This is a genomic window from Olsenella sp. KH3B4 (assembly GCA_900111695.1).
Classification (GTDB): Bacteria; Actinomycetota; Coriobacteriia; order Coriobacteriales; family Atopobiaceae; genus Tractidigestivibacter.
The window spans coordinates 275,804-295,104 of sequence record FOHD01000002.1 but is presented as its reverse complement, the minus strand read 5'-3'; the positions used below and the strand labels follow the sequence as shown (position 1 = coordinate 295,104).

The following is a 19,301-nucleotide window of genomic DNA, read 5'->3' as shown; positions in this document are numbered from 1 at the left end:
AGGGAAAGGAAAGCACTATGGCAGGCTCCAGCATTACCAGGCGTTCGTTTGTGTCGGCGGCGGTTGCCGCGGCAGGCCTTGGACTGGCGGCGTGCGGAGGCACACAGTCGCAGCCCCAGACCCAGACCACGGGTTCGGTGGCGACAGGCACCACGTCCACGGCAGAGCCCAAGACGCTCACCGTCTTTGCAGCGGCTTCGCTCACCGAGTCGCTCACCGAGGCGGGCGATCTCTTCAAGGCTACAAATGATGGCGTGGACATAAGCTTCAACTTCGACTCGTCGGGTACCCTCAAGACCCAGATCCAGGAGGGGGCAGACTGCGACGTCTTCATCTCCGCCGGCCAGAAGCAGATGAACCAGCTCGACGCCGGCGCCGCCTCCGGCAACGACGAGGGCCTCGACTTCATTAACCACGACACGCGCTTTGACATCCTCGAGAACAAGGTCACGCTCTGCGTGCCCGAGGGCAACCCCAAGGCCATCCAGGGCTTTGATGACATGGCGCAGAAGCTCCAGGCACACGACATCCTGCTGGGCATGGGCAACTCAGACGTGCCCGTGGGGCAGTACACCCAGAAGATCCTTGCCTACTACAACCTCGACGAGACCGAGTTGGCCAACGCTGGTTGTATCACCTATGGCACCAACGTGAAGGAGGTCACCTCACAGGTCTCTGAGGCGGCCGTCGATTGCGGTGTTATCTACAAGACCGACGCCACCTCGGCAAACCTCGCGATGGCGGACGAGGCTACCGAGGAGATGTGTGGCCGCGTGGTCTATCCGGCCGCAGCCACCAAAAACGCCCTCCAGCCCGAGCTGGCCGCGTCCTTCCTTGACTTCCTCAAGACCAAGGACGCCAGCGACTGCTTCGAAAAGGTTGGCTTCACGCCGCTTGCCGAGGTGTAGCACGGCATGGACTGGTATCCGCTCCTCAACTCGCTGAGAATAGCTGCCATCTCCACGGTGGTTGTCTATCTTCTTGGCATCTGGCTCGCGGACGTGGTGGCGCGTGCGCCTCGGGTGGTAAAGGGCATCCTCGACGTGGTGCTCACGTTGCCCCTGGTGCTGCCCCCCACCGTTGTGGGCTACCTCCTGCTGGTGCTTCTCGGCCCCAGGCGTCCCATTGGCGCCTGGGTGATGGGCGTCTTTGGCGTGAGGCTCACCATGACGTGGTGCTCGGCGATCTTCGCCACCGTGGTGGTGAGCTTCCCGCTCATGTACCGTACGGCGCGCGGGGCGTTCGAGAGCTTTGACCAGAGTCTGGCCGATGCAGGTCGCACGCTGGGCAAATCCAACGTGTGGGTGTTCTGGCGCGTTAAGATGCCGGCCTGCAGGCAGGGCATCATCGCGGGCTCGGTCCTGGCCTTCGCGCGGGCGCTGGGCGAGTACGGCGCAACCTCGATGGTTGCCGGCTACACCCCTGGTGCCACCGCAACCATATCCACGACGGTCTACCAGCTCTGGCGTACGGGCGAGGACGGGTTGGCCTTCCAGTGGGTCCTCGTGAACCTGGCGATAAGCGCCGTGGTGCTTCTCGCCATGAACATGCTGGAGGCGCGTTCGCGCTCTGCCCGCGTTAGGGGGTCTGCGGCATGACGGTGCTCGAGGTCGACATCACCAAGCGGCTTGGGTCCTTCTCGCTGGACGTCTCGTTCTCCATCGAGCGCCCGGACGAGATCATGGCGCTGCTTGGCCCCTCTGGCTGCGGCAAGTCCATGACCCTCAAGTGCATCGCGGGTATCGAGCGACCGGATGCGGGGCGCATCGTGCTGGGCGGGCGCACGCTCTTCGACTCCAGCGCGCACATCAATCTGCCGCCGCAGCAGCGCCACGTGGGCTACCTCTTCCAGAGCTACGCGCTCTTTCCCACCATGACCGTCGAGCAGAACGTGCGCGCCGGCGCGGCAGGCTCCACGCGGGAGGAGCGCGCGGAGCGAGCGGCGAGGGAGATTGCCGCCATGCGTCTGGGTGGTCTCGAGCACCACAAGCCCGCCCAGCTCTCCGGTGGCCAGCAGCAGCGCTGCGCCATGGCGCGCATCCTCGCGAGTAATCCGAAGCTCATCCTTCTGGACGAGCCCTTCTCGGCGCTTGATGGGTACCTGCGTTGGCAGCTCGAGCTTGAGCTGACAGACGTCCTGCGCGGGTTTCCCGGCGGGGCGGTCTACGTCTCGCACAACCGCGACGAGGTCTACCGCATGTGCGACACGGTCTGCGTGCTTGATTGTGGTCGCTCGGACGCAAAGGTGAGCGTGCACGAACTCTTTGCCTCGCCGGCCACGCTTGCGGCGGCGCTCATCAGCGGCTGCAAGAACGTGAGCCGCGCGCATGTGGCGGGTCCGGGCCTGCTTGCGTGCGAGGACTGGGGCGTTGCGCTGAGAACCTCACTGCCCGTGCCCGAGGGCGTCACGCACGTGGGCATTCGCGCTCACTACTTTGAGGCACATGCGGCGGGTGACGTTGCGGCAGGCGCTCTTGGCGGGAACGCGATTCCCTGCACCGTGGAGCGCGTGATCGACTCGACGTTCTCGACAATCGTGATGGCGCGCACGCCAGGCGGGGCCCTGCTTCGCTACGAGTGCGAGAAGGGCGCGTGGGCCGCGCTGGGCAACCCCGCACAGCTGGTGCTCGTGGCACCGCCCCAGACGGTCATGCCGCTTGTCTCGGCAAGTAACGACAAGATGAATGACACAATCGCTATGGATAACGAAGAGATCGGAGGCGCGTCACATGCGCGATGAGTTTGGACGCGACATACGCTACCTGCGCCTCTCGGTGACCGACCGCTGCAACTGCCGCTGCGTATACTGCATGCCAGAAAACGGCGTGCCCATGCTCTCGCACGCCGACATCCTTTCCTTCGAGGAGATGCGCGACATTGTAGCCGCGGCGGCATCGCTGGGTGTGCGCAAGGTGCGCCTCACGGGCGGAGAGCCCCTGGTGAGACGTGGCATCGTTGATTTGGTGGGCATGGTCGCAGCCGTGCCGGGCATCGACGAAGTGGACATGACCACCAACGCCACGCTGCTCGCGCCCGTTGCGGCCAGCCTGCGGGATGCGGGGCTCACACGCCTCAACGTGAGCTTGGACACGCTCAACGCTGCGCGCTACAAGGCCATCACGCGTCGCGGAACGCTTGCCGACGCGCTGGCCGGCCTTGCGGCGGCCCACGACGCAGGCTTTGCCAACACCAAGATCAACTGCGTCCTCATCGGAGGCGTCAACGATGACGAGCTACGGCCCTTGGCCGAGCTCGCGCGCGACCGCGACCTCACCGTGCGCTTCATCGAGCTCATGCGGATGGGGGAGTGCGCCGGCTGGCCAAAGGGGCGTTTCGTCTCGGCAGACGAGGTTCTCTCGGCCGTGCCGGAGCTTGTGAGAGTAGGCGGCCAGGGCGTCTCCGAGCTGTACCAAGCGCCCGGCTGGAAGGGCAGCGTGGGTCTCATACGTCCCATGACCCACCGGTTCTGCAGCAGCTGCGACCGCATACGCGTGACGGCAGATGGTCGCCTCAAGCCCTGCCTGCACTCTGCGGCCGAGGTCAACTTGCGCGGCCTTTCTGGCCAGGACCTGGCTGAGGCCATACGCGCCGGCATCGCGGCAAAGCCGCGTGGGCACAGGATGGACAACGGGCGTGCGAGCGACTCGCTGCGCGCCATGAACGAGATAGGGGGATGAGCCATGGGGCTCACGCACTTCAACGAGGAGGGTCGCGCCCGCATGGTGGACGTGTCCGAGAAACCCAAGACCCAGCGGGTGGCTTGTGCCGCCGGCAAGGTTCTCATGCGTCCGGATACGCTCGAGCTTGTGCGCACAGGCGGCGTTCGCAAGGGAGACGTGCTTGCCGTGGCGCAGGTGGCGGGCATCATGGCGGCAAAGCGCTGCTGGGAGCTTGTGCCCATGTGCCATCCCGTGCAGCTCACGGGCGTCGACGTCTCGTTTGCGTACGAGAAGGACGGCATTGCCTTCACGGCAACAACGCGCTGCTGCGGCGAGACGGGCGTCGAGATGGAGGCGCTCACGGCCGCGTCCGTTGCCGGCCTCACCATCTACGACATGTGCAAGGCCCACCAGCGCGACATGGTGATCACCGAGGTGCGACTGCTCGAGAAGGACGGCGGCAAGTCCGGCCACTTCGTACGAGCCGAGGGCGACGATCCCACGGCGCCGCTGGGTGTGGCCGTGGCACCCGCTGCGCCAGAGCTGCCGCACGGCACTGTGGTCGCCACTTGCATCTCGGAGAAGAAGGGCACGCGCAAGCACCCGGTGGACTCCATCGAGCTTGTCGTGGGCAAGGGAATCGCTGGCGACGCCCATGCCGGCGCCTGGCACCGTCAGGTGAGTCTTCTGGCGGACGAGTCCGTGGACCTCATGCGCGCAAAGGGCATTGACCTTGCGCCCGGTGACTTTGCCGAGAACGTGCTCACGCGCGGCATTGATGTCAAGAGCCTGCCCGTGGGCACCACCGTGGCAGTTGGCCCGGCACGCATGGTGGTGACGCAGATTGGCAAGACCTGCCATAACGACTGCGAGATTCGACGCCTTACGGGCATGTGCGTCATGCCTACCGATGGCATTTTCTGCGTGGTGACGCGTGGCGGCATCGTGCGCGCCGGTGACGAGGTTCGCGTGATGGGGGAGGACGAATTGGCATGAAGCTTGTGAGAACCGAGGACGCTATGGGGCACGTTCTGTGCCACGACATGACGCAGATTCTGCCCGGCGACGGCAAGGGGTCGCCGCGCTTCAAGGGGCCGCGCTTCAAGAAGGGACACGTAGTCACCGCAGAGGATGTCCCCGTTCTGCTCTCCATGGGCAAGGAGCACCTCTACGTGTGGGAGGCCGGTCCCGGCATGCTGCACGAGGACGACGCCGCGCGGCGCTTGGCTGCGCTCTGCCTTGGCTCGGGCTGCGTGGCTGCGGGCGAGCCCCGTGAGGGCAAGATTGGCATCAAGGCGGCGTGTGACGGCGTGTTTCTCGTCGATTCCGAGCGCCTCGTTGCCGTGAACAATTGCGAGGAGGTCATGGTGGCCACCCGCAAGGGCGGCTTTGCCGTGTCTCAGGGTGACGACCTTGCCGGCACGCGCGTGATTCCGCTGGTCGTGAAGGAGTCCGTTGTCGAGGCGGCGGAGCGTGCGGCGGACGTCGAGAAAAACGGGCCGCTCATGTGCGTGGAGCCGTGGCGTCTCAAGACGGCGGCCATCATCGCCACCGGCTCCGAGGTGGCCAAGGGGCTCATCGAGGACCGCTTCACGCCTGTGGTTGAGGGCAAGCTCGCGCGCTATGGCATCGAGGCCACGTGGCACGCCACGCCCGGCGATGACATGGACGCGCTGGTAGCAGCCATCAACGAGGCCCGCGCGACTGGCGTTGACATGGTGGTGTGCACGGGCGGCATGAGCGTTGACCCCGATGACAACACCCCCGGAGCCATCAAGCGTGCCGGTGCGCGCATCGTGACCTACGGCGCGCCGGTTCTGCCGGGCGCGATGCTTCTTGTGGGCTACTTTGACGAGAAGGACGCGGCAGGCGAGGCCCGAACAGTGCCCGTGGTAGGGCTGCCCGGCTGCGTCATGTACAACGCGGCCACTGTCTTCGACCTGGTGCTGCCCCGCCTTGCGGCAGGCGTGGAGGTTCGCCGTCGTGACCTGGTGCAGCTGGGCGAGGGCGGCCTGTGCCTGCACTGCTCGCCGTGCACCTTCCCCGTCTGCCCATTTGGAAAGTAGGAGACATGAGTCATAGCGAGACAAACAAACCGCAGGTAGCAGACAGTGAGACCTACACTGCGGCAGTCATTACCGTGAGCGACCGATGCTCGCGCGGCGAGCGCGAGGACGCATCTGGCCCGGCGCTTGCGGGGCTTCTCGGCGAGCGGGGCTACCGTATTGTCTCCACGAGCGTGGTACCCGACGAGCGTCCGCAGATCGAGGACGCCATCCGCGAGGCCGCTGCCGCCGACGTAGCGCTTGTCCTTACCACGGGCGGCACGGGCTTCTCGCCTCGCGACGTGACGCCCGAGGCCACCGCTGCCGTGTGCGAGCGCATGGCGCCCGGCATCCCCGAGGCCATGCGTGCAGCATCGATGGCCATCACGCCGCATGCGTGTCTCTCGCGCGAGGCGGCGGGTATCTTGGGCCGCACGCTCGTGGTGAACCTGCCCGGTAGCCCCAAGGCTGCGTGCGAGAACATCTCTGCGGTTATCGGGCCCATTGCGCACGGGCTTCGCATCCTGCGCGGGGGTCCTGCCGACTGCGCGGCCGAGCGCTCCTAGCGTCAGACCGCGTGCGGCGCTCGGGCCTTGGTGCCTACAGGGTCTGGACGCCCTCTTTGATGAAGGTTCCCTCGTCCAGATCACGGAAGGCCTGCCGTAGCTCGGTGGTGCTATTCATCACGATGGGCCCGCCCCATGCAATGGGTTCGCGCAGGGCAACGGAGCTCATGAGCAACACCACCGAGGGCTTCTCGCCTGTGGCGGTGATGCCTACGCGGTCTCCTTCCACAAGCTTGACCGCGGTCTTCTCGCCCAACGGAAGGCCGCCGATAAGCGCAGGCCCCTCGAGCGTGAACGCCAGGACCGAGCGGTCCTCGCCCACGGGGACCTCGATGCTACGACCTGCATCCACGGTGAGCTCGTAGTAGTCAAGCGGTAGGTGCTCGCCAACAAACCCCTGGTGGGCCTTGCCGTTCCCGTCCACATATCGCCCGGTGAGCAGACGTAGCACGGCGCCGTCGAGCGGCACGGACTCGATGGCATCGCGCTTCACGGCGTGGTAGGTGGGCCGTGCCATTTTGTCGGAGGCGGGGAGGTTGAGCCACAGCTGCACACCAAGCAGGCGTCGCGCGGCCGGAATGGTCTCCTCGTGTTCCACGCCCGAGCCGGCGCACATCCACTGCACCTCGCCCGAGGCAACGGTGTCCTCGAACCCCATGGTGTCACGATGGTGCATCGCGCCTTCGCGCAGGTAGCTTATGGTCTCTATGCCTCGGTGGGGGTGGAGCGGGAATCCCGCGGTGTAGTCGTTGGGATTGACGCTGTCGAACGAGTCCAACATGAGGAAGGGGTCAAAGTCGCGTGCAGTCTGGTCGCCCAGCACCCGTACGAGACTCACTCCGGCGCCGTCCTGTGTGCGATATCCCTTAACGACGTTGGTTGCGTGTCTGAGCATGGGGTTCTCCTCTGCTTGCCCGCACTGCGGGTTTGGTCACTGGAGGTCTTATACCCTACTTGATTGGTAGCATTTATGAGAGCTGCTCTCCCGCTCGGAGAGCACTGCCCACGTCCGGGGGCGCATTCCCATCGCAAAAGCGCACACGAAAACGACCGGTTACTACCAGTTTCCTGGGAAAACGTTGCCGAGAAGGGTCGCTAGCTCCACAGCGTATTGGCTGCAAGGCGCGAGAGAACTGCGCGCACGCGCGCGAGGTCTGCCACGGGAACGTGCTCGTTGGGCTTGTGGGCAAGCTCGAGGCTGCCCGGACCGTATGAGAGGCACGTGGGGTTTCCACAGGTGCCTGCCACCACGGCTGAGTCGGTGTAGCCGGTGAAGACGTCCGTTGCCGGCGTCTCGCCCCATTCCTCCGCGCTTGCGTGCGCAAGGGCTGCGAGCAGCGGCGATGCGGGGTCAAGCTCGATGGGTGGCCGGTCTCCGGTGCAGCGTACGTCGGCGTGTGTGCCGGGTACGGCCGCCTCGGCTGCGGAGCAGGCGTCACGCACGATCTTCTCGGCATCAGCCGAGCCCGTGGGCGGAACAAGCCGCATGTCGATGGTCACGTGGCACTCGTCCGGTACCACGTAGGGGCTGTATCCGCCCGCGATCTGCCCAAACGTGACGGTCGAGTGGCCAAGTTCGGGGTGGGCGGGCAGCTCGGCTATGGCGCCTCGAATGCGGCAGACGGCTTCCGCCATGGCAGCAATGGCGTCCGCGCCGCGCCACGGCGTGCTGGCGTGTGCGGTGACGCCGTGCATGTCGATGACGTACCAGGTACGACCCTTGTGCGAGCCCCGTGCGCGGCCATCAGTGGGCTCCGTGTCGAGAACCCACCCGGTGGCTCCCAGCCAACCCGCACGGATGGCTGCCTCGGAGCCGCGCATCTCGTCCTCCTCGTCCACGGTGCAGACAAGCGCCAACGAGCGTTCCGGCAGGCAACCGCGCCTGCCCACCTCGTCAAGGGCGTCGGAGAAGGCGAGAAGCGCGCAGGCCAGGCCACCCTTCATGTCGCACGAGCCGCGGCCGTAGAGCTCGCCGTTTCGCAGGACGGGCGAGAAGGCCGGCGTGTCTTTGCTCCAGCCGGCGCCAACGCGCACGGTGTCCATGTGGCAGAGGAGCGTGAGGTCGGCGGGGGCGGTAGCGTGGCCACGTGAGCTCGCAGCGGGAATCAGCGCCCTCAGGCAACTGCGTCCTGGCAGCGCCTCGAGCTCCTCGATGCGCACGGCTTCTGCAAGCTTGCCCGCGCGCATGCGCCGCTCCTCAAGCCACGCGCGGACAAACTCCTCGATATGACCCTCAAACGTTCCGGGATCCGTGCTCTCGATGCCCACGAGCTGTGACGTGAGCCGCGTTGCCTCGTCGTCGGTGTGGCGCTTCTCGCACATGCGCCTACCCCTCCTTCTTCTGCTCCTTGGCCTCGTCCATATAGCTATAGAGCGTGTACTTCGAGATGCCAAAGTAGTTGCAGACCTTCTGCCCCGCTTTGGTGATGAGGAAGGCGCCGGAGCTGTTGAGGAACCCTATCGCCTTGACCTTGTCCTCCCTGGTCATGAGGGCAACAGGCTTGCCCACCAGGCGTACGCTCTGGTCTATGAGCTCGTCGAGAAGGTCGTTCACGTTGTGAGGGATGACGTCCGGCTCGTCGGTCGAGGGGCTGGCAAGCGAGGTGAAGTCTTTGAGCATGTTCTGGAGTGCCATGATGGGCGTGGAGTCGTAGTTGATGGCGAAGATGGCAACCGGCTTGCCCGTCTCGTCGCGGAAGAAGACCGTGCTCGAGCGCAGCTCGCGTCCGTCCTCGGTGCGCGTGTGGTAGGCAAAATGATCTTGGAGCTTGTCCGGGTCAGAGCTCAAGGCCTTGAGCACCACGTTGGATGGGCCGTCGCCGAGCTTTCTGCCGGAGACCTGGCCATTCTCTATTGCGACGATGGTGCTGTCGGGGTCATCGGACTCGAGGTCGTGTACAACGACCTCGCAGTTGCTTCCAAACTGAGCAGCGATGCCCTTCGCAAGGCGAGAGAGAAACTCGACCTCAGACTTCTTCATGATTGCTCGACCCCTTTCTGGCGGGTCCGCCTCTTGGCCGTGCACCTGGTGGCGCGACGGGTACTACTACGGGGTACGGTTGCGATGGACAGGAAAACCTACAACGAGCAAATACTAGCACCTGAAATCTAACAAATTGTTAGGTTGGATGATTATTCTGTCGGGCAGCGGGAGAGTGGCGGGTGCAACGGGGCGGACGGTATGACTCCGCCGCCCAGCGGCGTTTCTCGGAGGACTCGGGTGGATGAGAATAAACGCCAGTTGAGAGCCATCTTCAGCCATTGGATTCCCACGGCGCCAAGCGCATGGCGACACGTTATATTCTTAAAAATATAACGTTACCGTCCACACCGGCAATCGACCGTACGCCGATGTTCTCCAGACCGCGACGAGCCAGACGCCATTTTGAAGCAAAATATTTGTTAGGTTGTATTACAAGAAGTGCGAAGATTCGCCAAAGGGGTGATTCGCAGGGAGAGGCTAACGGGGAAGTACCTCGTACCTGCGCTTCGTTTGCAGCTGGGTAGTCGGGTGCCCATGCGGCGCAGTCGCGTTCGCGCAACGCCCGGCCGTCACGGCATGAGAGGGCCGTGACGAACACAGGTTGGGCCGTAGCTGATCTGCGGCATGTAGCAAGGAGGAGAGGTCCTATGCTACTTGTTGGAAACGGTCGGGTCGTAACCAGGGACCCCCAGATGCCCTTCATTGAGGATGGTGCCGTTGTTATCGACCACGACAAGATCGTGGCCGTTGGGACGCGTGCCGAAATGGACGCCGCCTACCCCAAGGCCGAGTTCATTGATGCCCATGGCGGTCTCATCATGCCGGGTCTCATCAACTGCCACACCCACATCTACTCTGGCCTGGCGCGCGGCCTTGCCATCAAGGGCTGCAACCCCACCAACTTCCTCGAGAACCTCGAGCAGCAGTGGTGGAACATTGATCGTCACCTCACGCTCGACGGTACGCGCGCCTGCGCGTACGTGACCATGATGGAGTCGTTCCGCAACGGCGTGACCACCCTCTTCGACCACCACGCGAGCTTCCGCGAGATCCCCGGGTCCCTCTTCGCCATCAAAGACGTGGCGCAGGAGATGGGCATGCGCGCCTGCCTGTGCTACGAGGTCTCCGACCGCGACGGCAAGGAGAAGCTCGACCAGTCCATCCAGGAGAACGCCGACTTCGCCCGCTGGGCGGCCAGCCAGGATTCCGACATGATTGCCGCCATGTTTGGCGGTCACGCCCTCTTCACGCTGCCGGACGAGGCGCTCGACCGCATGGTCGAGGCGAACAACGGCCTCACCGGCTTCCACATCCACGTGTGCGAGGGCATGAACGACGTCTACGACTCCGCACAGAAGCACGGCTGCACCTCAATCCATCGCCTCCTGGACCATGGCATCCTGGGCGAGAAGACCATGCTCGGCCACTGCATCCACATCACCCCCGCTGACATGGAAGTTGTTGCCGAGACCCACACCAAGATCGTCAACAACCCGCAGTCCAACGCCAACAACGCCGTGGGCACCGCACCGGTGCTCGAGTTCTTCAAGCGTGGCATCACCGTGACCATGGGCACCGACGCCTACACCCACGACATGCTGCAGTCCCTCAAGGCTTTCGTGCCCCTGCAGCGCCTCAACTCCACGCTGCCCAACGTGGCCTGGGGCGAGGCCATGACCATGCTCTTCAAGAACAACGCCGAGGTCGCCAACATGTACTTTGCTTCAAAACCGCAGGGCAAGCCCCTGGGCGTGCTTGCGCCCGGCGCCGCCGCAGACGTCGCCGTGTTCGACTACCCGGCGCCCACGCCCATCGGTGCGGAGAACATCGACGGCCACATCCTCTTTGGCGTCGAGGGGCACGACTGCCGTACCACCATCGTGAACGGCCGCGTGGTCTACCGTGACCGTGAGTTCACGGACATCGACAAGGATAGGATTGACGCCTTCGTGCTCGACCAGTCCAAGAAGCTCTGGGGAGAGCTCAACGACCGCGAGTACTAGGCGTCTTCCCGGCAGGACGCCTGAGGCGCCACTGCCATGACGTGCGCGGATCCCGTGGCGCCGCGCACGCCTCACGTCCCCACGGAAATGCGTTTCTGGAGAGGAATCGCAATGAGCGACATCATGCGTCCCATCCCGTTCGACCAGCTCATGGACTGGATTCTTACCGAGAAGAAGACCCAGGGAACCATCTTCGGCGAGTCTCGTCTCGCCAAGCTCGGCGGCCACGCCCGCCCCATCTTTGGCGAGAAGGTCGAATCGCCCGTTGGCCCAGCCGCCGGTCCCAACACCCAGCTCGCACAGAACATCATCGCCGCCTACGTCACGGGCGCGCGGTTCTTCGAGCTCAAGACCGTCCAGAAGATGGACGGTGCCGAGCTCTCGGCCTGCGTGAACAAGCCCTGCATCCTGGCTGCCGACGAGGGCTACAACTGCGAGTGGTCCACCGAGCTCACCGTGCCCGACGCCTTCAACGAGTACGTCAAGGCCTGGGTTGCCTGCAAGCTCCTCGCCCGCGAGTTTGGCTTCGGCGACCCGGACGGCTTCGTCTTCAACATGTCGGTTGGCTACGACCTCGAGGGCATCAAGGGCGAGAAGGTCGACACCTACATCAACAACATGAAGGACGCCTCCAACACCCCCGTCTTCCAGGAGGCCATTGCCTGGGCAAAGGCCAATCTCGACCGCTTCCAGAACGTGGACGCCGCCTTTGTCGACTCCATCTCTCCGCGCGTCTCCTGCTCGGTCACCGAGTCCACGCTCCATGGCTGCCCGCCTGCCGAGATTGAGCGCATTGCCACCCACCTCATTACCGAGAAGGGCTTGAACACCTACATCAAGTGCAACCCCACGCTCTTGGGCTATGAGTACGCGCGCAAGACCCTGGACTCGCTGGGCTTTGATTACATCGTCTTCGACGAGCACCATTTCAACGAGGACCTGCAGTGGGCCGACGCCGTGCCCATGCTCAAGCGTCTCATCGCCCTGGCGGCGGATCGCGGGCTAGAGTTTGGCGTCAAGCTCACCAACACCTTCCCGGTAGACGTCACCCGCTCCGAGCTGCCCAGCAACGAGATGTACATGTCTGGCCGCTCGCTCTATCCGCTCACCGTCTCGCTTGCCAAGCGCATCGCCGACGAGTTCGACGGCAGCCTGCGCATCTCCTTCTCCGGTGGTGCGGATGCCCTTAACGTGCGCTCGCTCGTCGACGCAGGCATCTGGCCCGTCACGGTGGCAACCACGCTTCTCAAGCCCGGTGGCTACCAGCATCTTGGACAGATTGACGAGGCCCTTGCAGGCATCGACGAGAAGCCCTTCTCGGGCGTCGACCCCGCTAAGGTTTCCGCCATCGTGGACGATGCCCTCACCAACCCCCGCTACCGCAAGCCCGTCAAGCCCATGCCCGAGCGTCACGTTGGCCATGAGCTGCCGCTCGTTGACTGCTTCACGGCTCCCTGCCGCGAGGACTGCCCCATCGAGCAGGACATCCCCGGCTATCTTCGCGCTTGCGAGGAGGGTCGCTACGCCGACGCCCTCAACATCATCCTCGAGCGCAACGCCCTGCCCTTCACCACGGGCACCATCTGCCCGCACACCTGCGGCAACTCCTGCATGCGCAACTACTACGAGGAGCACGTGCACATCCGCGAGTTCAAGCTCCTGGCTGCCGAGAAGGGCCTGGCAGAGGTTCTGCCCACGCTCTCCTCGCGTGGCTCCGTGACTGGTCGCAAGGTGGCCGTCGTGGGCGCCGGACCCGCTGGCCTTGCCGCGGCATCGTTCCTCTCGCGCGCCGGCGTTGACGTCACCGTATTCGAGCGCACCGGCCAGCTTGGCGGCATCGTGCGCCACGTGATTCCCGGCTTCCGCATCTCTGACGAGGCCATCGACCACGACGTGGAGCTCTGCTCAGTATATGGCGCCACGTTCAAGACGGGCGTCGAGGTCACCAACGCGCGCGACCTTCTCGACCAGGGCTTCACCGACGTCGTGGTTGCCATTGGCGCCTGGGCTCCGGGCCGTCCGGCTCTTCGCAGCGGCGAGGCGCTCGACGCCATCGACTTCCTGCGTGACTTCAAGGAAGACCCCGCGCAGTGCAAGCTCGGCTCTGACGTGGTGGTCATTGGCGGTGGCAACACGGCCATGGACGTGGCCCGTGCCGCAAAGCGCGTGCCCGGCGTCGAGCACGTGCGACTGGTCTACCGCCGCACCCGCCGTTACATGCCTGCCGACGAGGAAGAGCTTGTCATGGCGCTTGAGGACGGCGTTGAGTTCATGGAGCTCCTCTCGCCGGGCGATCTTGCCGACGGTGCGCTGACCTGCGAGGTCATGCGCCTTGGTGCCCCCGATGCCTCCGGTCGCCGCGCCCCCGAGCCCACGGGCGAGACCGTAGTCGTGCCCGCCACCGCCGTCATCACGGCCGTGGGCGAGCGCATCGAGCAGGGCCTCTACCAGGCCACCGGCTGCGAGCTGGACGAGAAGGGCCGCCCTGTGGTGTCGGATTCCCTCGAGACTAGCGTGCCGCATGTCTTCGCCGCGGGCGACGCTCGCCGTGGCCCTGCCACTGTGGTCAAGGCCATTGCCGACGCCATGACCGTCACCACCGCCATCACCGGCGCAACGTTCGACGCAAAGGGTGCGTCGAACGTCGACCCCAGCTACGAGAAGCCCCTCGCGTCCCGCGGCACCCTTGAGGCCGACGTCGCGTCGCTTGTCCACACGCGCTGCCTTGGCTGCGCCACCGTGTGCGAGACCTGCTGCGAGGTCTGCCCCAACCGCGCGAACGTTGCCATCAGCGTGCCCGGCATGCGCGAGCGCCAGATTGTCCACGTGGACGGCATGTGCAACGAGTGCGGCAACTGCGCGGTGTTCTGCCCATACTCCGAAGGCAGGCCGTACCGCGACAAGCTCACGCTGTTCTGGAGCAAGGAGGACTTCGATAACTCCCAGAACGAGGGCTTCCTTCCCGCTGAGGGCGGCATGCTCGTGAGGCTCGACGGCACTACTGCGATCTACGATGTGGATGACGTTGCCTGCGGTCTTCCCGAGGCGGTGCGTGCCACCATCGTGGCGGTTCGTGACAGCTACGGCTACCTGCTCGCTAAGTAAGCGCGGAGCCACGAGAAACACACGGGCGGGGCGGCTGCGTGGCCGTCCCGCCGTAACGCATACGGGGGACTGAGGTATGGCACGTAAGAAGGATATGGTTGCGGTTGTGCGGTGCGCAGGGGGACCCGCGCCCGACCGCTGTTCATATGGGTGCATTGGGTGTGGCGCGTGTGTTGCCGCCTGCCGCATGCACGCGATCGAGCTCAACGAGAACGGCGTGGCGCACGTGAACCGCGATGCCTGCATTGGCTGCGGCCTGTGCGCCCGCATGTGCGAGCAGCACATCATCGACATTGTTCCGCGTCACCAGCGCATCCAGGTGCTCTGCTCCAACCACGAGATTGGTTCTGCGGTGCGCGCGGTGTGCCAGGTAAGCTGCATCGCCTGCGGTGCCTGCGAGCGGGCCTGCACGTCGGATGCGGTCCACGTGACCGACAACCTTGCGGTTATCGACCAGCAGGACTGCATCTCCTGCGGCATGTGTGCGTCCAAGTGCCCGCGCGGGGTCATCCACGACGTCTTCGGCGTCATTGCCAAGGGCCTCTAGGGAGGAGGAGAGATGGCAACCTACAGCTTCTATGTGAATGGTCGCGAGGTCACGACCGAGGAGAACAAGTCGCTCCTGCGCTTCCTGCGCGATGACCTGCATCTCACCTCCGTGAAGGATGGCTGCTCGGAGGGTGCCTGCGGTACCTGCACCGTGGTCATCGACGGCATCGCCACCAAGGGCTGCGTCATGACCACCAAGCTTGCCCAGGGCAAGCAGATCCTCACCGTCGAGGGCCTTACCCACGAGGAGCAGGAGGCGTTCGTCTATGCGTTTGGCGCCGTGGGCGCCGTGCAGTGCGGCTTCTGCATCCCCGGCATGGTGATGAGCGGTGCCGCCCTGGTGCGCCAGAATCCCAACCCCACCGAGGAGGAGGTCCGTTGGGCCATTCGCGGCAACGTGTGCCGCTGCACCGGCTACAAGAAGATCATCGAGGGCATCCAGCTCGCCGCCGCCGTCCTGCGCGGTGACGCGCAGATTGACGAGGACCTCGAGCACGGTGACGACTATGGCGTGGGCAAGCGCGCCTTTCGCGTGGACGTGCGCCGCAAGGTCCTGGGCTACGGCAAGTACCCCGATGACCTCGACGAGCGCGACTTCCCTGATATGGCGTACGCGTCTGCCGTGCGCTCCAAGTACCCGCGTGCCCGCGTCCTCAAGATCGACGCCACCAAGGCAGAGGCCCTGCCGGGGGTCCTTGGTGTGCTTACCGCCAAGGACGTGCCGGTGAACCAGGTTGGCCACCTCATCCAGGACTGGGACGTCTTCATCGCCGAGGGCGACATCACCCGCTTTGTGGGTGACGCCATCTGCCTGGTTGTTGCCGAGGACACCAAGACCCTCGAGCGCGCCAAGCGCCTTGTGCACGTTGACTACGAGCCCCTGGAGCCGGTGCGCAACATTGCCGAGGCAAAGGCGCCGGGTGCCCCCATCATCCACAAGAGCTTTAACGCCTTTGGCAACCTCGTGGAGCTGCACGACAACGTCTGCCAGAGCCGCCACGTGACCCGTGGCAACGCCAAGGAGGCCCTTGCGAACTCGGCCCACGTGGTCACGCACACCTTCGAGACACCCTTCACCGAGCACGCCTTCCTCGAGCCTGAGTGCGCCGTCGCCATTCCCTACAAGGACGGCGTGAAGATCTTCTCGACCGACCAGGGCGCCTACGACACGCGCAAGGAAGTTGCCCACATGTTTGGCTGGGACAAGACCCCCGAGCGCGTGGTGGTCCAGACCATGCTCGTGGGCGGTGGCTTTGGTGGTAAGGAGGACGTCTCTGCCCAGCACCTCGCCGCCCTTGCCGCCTACCGCTTCAAGCGCGCGGTGAAGTGCCGCTTCACGCGCCAGGAGTCCATCGACTTCCACCCCAAGCGCCACGCCATGGTGGGCACCTTCACCCTGGGCTGTGACAAGGACGGCAAGTTCACGGGCCTGGACTGCGAGATCAACTTCGATACCGGCGCCTATGCGAGCCTCTGCGGCCCGGTGCTCGAGCGCGCCTGCACCCACGCAGTTGGCCCCTACACCTACCAGAACACCGACATCCGCGGCTACGGGTACTACACCAACAACCCGCCCGCCGGTGCCTTCCGCGGCTTTGGCGTCTGCCAGAGCGAGTTTGCCCTCGAGTGCCTTATCGACCTTCTCGCCGACGAGGTCGGTATCTCTCCCTGGGAGATTCGCTACCGCAACGCCATCGAGCCCGGCGAGGCGCTGCCCAACGGCCAGATTGCCGACTGCTCCACCGCCCTCAAGGAGACCTTGCTTGCGGTGAAGGACGTGTACGAGAAGAACGCCGACCACGCTGGTCTCGCCTGCGCTATGAAGAACTCCGGTGTGGGCGTGGGCCTGCCCGACGCCGGTCGCGCCAACATCCGCGTCGAGGGCGGTCGCGCCGTGATCTACTCGGCCACCTCCGACATCGGCCAGGGCTGCAACACCGTCTTCCAGCAGGACGTCGCTGAGGCAACGGGGCTGCCCAAGTCCGCCATCGAGAATGGCGAGTGCTCCACCGAGGCCGCTCCGGACTCCGGTACCACCTCGGGATCTCGTCAGACCGTCATCACCGGCGAGGCTGTACGCGGTGCTGCCTTCCTGCTGCGCGATGCCATGCTCGCCGTCGAGGGAGGCCGGGAGGTTCCCGCAACTCCCGTGTGCGCCCACGGTGACGGCGCCACCATCGAGTACGACGACGACACCCCCTACGTGGACAACCACCCGGGTGACCTCACGGCCGGACACGCCGTGGTGCCGCACGACCCCGTTGCGGCACTTGCCGCGCTCGAGGGCCACGAGTTCCGCTACGTCTACTTCGAGCCCACAGACAAGCTGGGTGCCGACAAGCCCAACCCCAAGAGCCACGTGTGCTATGGCTATGCCACTACCTGCGTGATTCTCGACAAGGACCGCTGCGTGAGCGAGGTCTACGCGGCTCATGACTCGGGCAAGGTCGTGAACCCCATTGCCATCCAGGGCCAGATTGAGGGCGGCGTCCTCATGAGCATGGGCTACGCGCTTACTGAGGACTTCCCGCTCAAGGACTGCGTCCCTCAGGCGCACTACGGCACCCTGGGGCTTCTTCGCGCCAACCAGATTCCGCACATCGATGCCATCTACGTCGAGAAGGAACACCTCCTTCCGGTTGCGTATGGCGGCAAGGGCATTGGCGAGATTGCCACCATCCCCACGGCTCCCGCCATCCAGAACGCCTATCACCGGGTTGACGGTGTGCTTCGTACCAAGCTCCCCCTTGAGGGGACGCCATATTCCCGCAAGAAGACGGCCGGCAAGGAGGCGGAAAAGTCCCGTTAACACTTTGATGCAAAACTATTGTTTGTTCAGATGACGGTTTGATAGCGTCTGTCGGCGAAAGGCGGTAGGCATGGCCGAGTTGCTGAGAATGGAGAACATCAGCAAGCGCTTCGGTTCGTTCTACGCGAACAAGAACGTGACTTTAGATGTTCAGGAGGGGGAGGTGCACACCCTTCTGGGCGAGAACGGCGCGGGCAAGTCCACGCTCATGAACGTCCTTATTGGGCTCTACCAACCCACCGAAGGCAAGATCTTCATGCATGGCAAGGAGGTGGGCATCTCCTCGCCGCGCATTGCCGTTGAACAGGGCATCGGCATGGTCCACCAGCACTTCATGCTCATCGAGGACATGACGGGCCTCGAGAACATCATCCTGGGCGACAAGCGCCACAATTCGCCTCTGCTGCAGGAGGGCGAGGACCGCAAGGCCGTCGAGGAGATCATGGACCGCTATGGCCTTGAGATCGACCTCGACGAGAAGGTCGGCGACATGTCCATTGGCATGCAGCAGCGCGTGGAGATCATGAAGGTGCTGTTCCGCGGCGCCGATCTGCTCGTCCTTGACGAACCCACGGCCGTCCTCACCGACCTCGAGGTCGAGGGCCTCTTTGACATCATGCGTTCGCTTACCGCCGAGGGCAAGGGCATCATCTTCATCTCCCACAAGATGCGCGAGGTCATGCGCATCTCCGACCGCGTCACAGTGCTTCGCCGCGGCGAGACGGTCGAGACGGTGCGCGTTGCCGACACCACCGAGCAGGAGCTGGCCGACCTCATGATTGGCCAGAAGTTCGTCGAGAACACCTACGAGAAGGTCACCAACGCTACCAAGGACGAGTTTATCCTCCAGAACGTCTCGTACCACCCCGAGATAAAGCACGGTGGACTGAAGGACGTCTCTCTTACCATCCACAAGGGCGAGATTCTGGGCGTCGCAGGTATCGACGGCAACGGCCAGACCCCCCTGGCCGAGGTCGTGACCGGCCTCGTCAAGCCGGACTCCGGCAAGGTCATCGGCCCTGATGGGAACGAGATCGCCGTCTTCTCGCCCGAGACCTTCATCGACGCCGGCCTGGGCAACATTCCCGAGGACCGCAACAAGATGGGCCTCGTGGGCGATATGACCATCGCCGAGAACCTCGTGCTCAAGCAGACCGAGTCCGATCAGTTCTCCCTCGGTCACGGCAAGTGGCTCAAGATGGGCGAGATTCACTCCTACGCCGAGCGCCTGCGCGAGGAGAACGACATCCGCTGCACCTCCGTCGACCAGACTGCTCGCAGCCTCTCTGGCGGCAACCAGCAGAAGGTCATTCTCGCCCGTGAGCTCGAGGGACATCCCAAGCTCCTGGTGGCGGTCTATCCCACCCGTGGCCTTGACATTGGCGCCACCGAGTTCATCCACAACCAGATTGTGGCCCAGCGTGACGCCGGATGCGCAGTGCTTCTCATCTCGGCCGACTTCGACGAGGTGCTCAAGCTCTCCGACCGCATCGTGGTTCTCTTCGAGGGCCAGATCATGGGTACGTATCCGGGCGCGAACCCTCCCATCAAGGAGATCTCGCTCGCCATGGCAGGAAAGTAG

14 protein-coding genes and 1 pseudogene are annotated in these 19,301 nt (G+C 64.5%); 12 read left to right on the top strand and 3 right to left on the bottom strand.

Annotated elements, in window-relative coordinates:
* Window positions 1–17 precede the first annotated feature (17 nt).
* The 7 genes and pseudogenes from modA (at window position 18) to BMX94_RS03190 (ending at window position 6,270) form a co-directional block, all read left to right on the top strand.
* Window positions 18–908, top strand: coding sequence for a molybdate ABC transporter substrate-binding protein (gene modA / locus BMX94_RS03220; protein WP_091003417.1), 891 nt, complete (start codon window positions 18–20; stop codon window positions 906–908).
* 6 nt (window positions 909–914) lie between these two features.
* A complete protein-coding gene (gene modB, locus BMX94_RS03215; protein WP_091003415.1) occupies window positions 915–1,598 on the top strand; it encodes a molybdate ABC transporter permease subunit in 684 nt (227 codons plus the stop codon).
* Window positions 1,595–2,095 (top strand): annotated as a pseudogene (locus tag BMX94_RS10890) (sulfate/molybdate ABC transporter ATP-binding protein); the annotation flags it as partial. The gene modB and the pseudogene BMX94_RS10890, both read left to right, overlap by 4 nt.
* Before the next feature lie 634 nt (window positions 2,096–2,729).
* Window positions 2,730–3,677 carry a GTP 3',8-cyclase MoaA gene (moaA, locus tag BMX94_RS03205; protein WP_091003408.1) on the top strand — a complete coding sequence of 316 codons (948 nt, stop codon included), beginning with the start codon at window positions 2,730–2,732 and terminating at the stop codon, window positions 3,675–3,677.
* A gap of 3 nt (window positions 3,678–3,680) precedes the next feature.
* Window positions 3,681–4,655 (top strand): cyclic pyranopterin monophosphate synthase MoaC, encoded by a 975-nt coding sequence (gene moaC, locus BMX94_RS10825; RefSeq protein ID WP_091003405.1) that lies wholly within the window; start codon window positions 3,681–3,683, stop codon window positions 4,653–4,655.
* Window positions 4,652–5,725, top strand: coding sequence for a molybdopterin-binding protein (locus BMX94_RS03195; protein ID WP_091003402.1), 1,074 nt, complete (start codon window positions 4,652–4,654; stop codon window positions 5,723–5,725). Before moaC ends, BMX94_RS03195 begins: the two co-directional genes overlap by 4 nt.
* Before the next feature lie 5 nt (window positions 5,726–5,730).
* On the top strand, window positions 5,731–6,270 hold the full coding sequence (locus BMX94_RS03190; protein ID WP_091003400.1) for a MogA/MoaB family molybdenum cofactor biosynthesis protein: 540 nt from the start codon (window positions 5,731–5,733) through the stop codon (window positions 6,268–6,270).
* 34 nt (window positions 6,271–6,304) lie between these two features.
* Here BMX94_RS03190 and BMX94_RS03185 read toward each other — a convergent pair whose 3' ends face one another.
* The 3 genes from BMX94_RS03185 to BMX94_RS03175 form a co-directional block, all read right to left on the bottom strand.
* On the bottom strand, window positions 6,305–7,165 hold the full coding sequence (locus BMX94_RS03185) for a pirin family protein (RefSeq protein ID WP_091003397.1): 861 nt from the start codon (window positions 7,163–7,165) through the stop codon (window positions 6,305–6,307).
* A 200-nt stretch (window positions 7,166–7,365) separates the two neighbouring features.
* Window positions 7,366–8,592: a M20 family metallopeptidase gene (locus BMX94_RS03180; protein ID WP_091003394.1), complete on the bottom strand. Its 1,227-nt coding sequence runs from the start codon at window positions 8,590–8,592 to the stop codon at window positions 7,366–7,368.
* Window positions 8,593–8,596: 4 nt separating this feature from the next.
* Entirely contained in the window at window positions 8,597–9,250 is a 654-nt protein-coding gene (locus BMX94_RS03175) for a helix-turn-helix transcriptional regulator (protein ID WP_091003391.1), read from the bottom strand.
* Window positions 9,251–9,900: 650 nt separating this feature from the next.
* Here BMX94_RS03175 and ssnA point away from each other — a divergent pair.
* From ssnA to BMX94_RS03150, 5 genes are all read left to right on the top strand, one after another.
* A complete protein-coding gene (ssnA, locus tag BMX94_RS03170; protein WP_091003388.1) occupies window positions 9,901–11,256 on the top strand; it encodes a putative aminohydrolase SsnA in 1,356 nt (451 codons plus the stop codon).
* Window positions 11,257–11,367: 111 nt separating this feature from the next.
* A complete protein-coding gene (gene ygfK / locus BMX94_RS03165; protein WP_091003385.1) occupies window positions 11,368–14,361 on the top strand; it encodes a putative selenate reductase subunit YgfK in 2,994 nt (997 codons plus the stop codon).
* A gap of 76 nt (window positions 14,362–14,437) precedes the next feature.
* Window positions 14,438–14,908 carry a 4Fe-4S dicluster domain-containing protein gene (locus BMX94_RS03160; protein ID WP_091003382.1) on the top strand — a complete coding sequence of 157 codons (471 nt, stop codon included), beginning with the start codon at window positions 14,438–14,440 and terminating at the stop codon, window positions 14,906–14,908.
* 12 nt (window positions 14,909–14,920) lie between these two features.
* Window positions 14,921–17,719, top strand: a complete 2,799-nt coding sequence (xdh, locus tag BMX94_RS03155; RefSeq protein WP_091003379.1) for a selenium-dependent xanthine dehydrogenase — start codon at window positions 14,921–14,923, stop codon at window positions 17,717–17,719.
* Window positions 17,720–17,789: 70 nt separating this feature from the next.
* Window positions 17,790–19,301 (top strand): ABC transporter ATP-binding protein, encoded by a 1,512-nt coding sequence (locus BMX94_RS03150; protein WP_091003376.1) that lies wholly within the window; start codon window positions 17,790–17,792, stop codon window positions 19,299–19,301.